This is a genomic window from Streptomyces sp. a15 (assembly GCF_059026085.1).
The window spans coordinates 1-275 of sequence record NZ_JBWLKM010000318.1 but is presented as its reverse complement, the minus strand read 5'-3'; the positions used below and the strand labels follow the sequence as shown (position 1 = coordinate 275).

1 pseudogene is annotated in these 275 nt (G+C 59.3%); it reads left to right on the top strand.

The annotated features are described in order from the left end of the window. A pseudogene (locus AC5P09_RS52305) lies at positions 1 to 249 on the top strand (hypothetical protein); the annotation flags it as partial. Positions 250 to 275: the final 26 nt, after the last annotated feature.

Below are 275 nucleotides of genomic sequence, written 5' to 3'. Positions count from 1 at the left end.
GGGGACCGCTGCAGCAATGCAGCGGTCCTACCCGACGAGATCTGGTTCGGGATCATCACCCGGCAGTCCATCCGCCGAGGCACGTTCGCGAGCGTCAACGTCCTGGTCAAACAGATCCGCGACTACATCAACTCCTGGAACGAGAACGCGAAACCCTTCACCTGGACCGCCGCCGCGGACGAGATCCTCGCCAAGGTCCGACTCGTCCAGGCCAGCGTGAAGAAACTCGTCAATAACAACTCGAAGTAACGCAATCAGGATCACGAGACACTAGT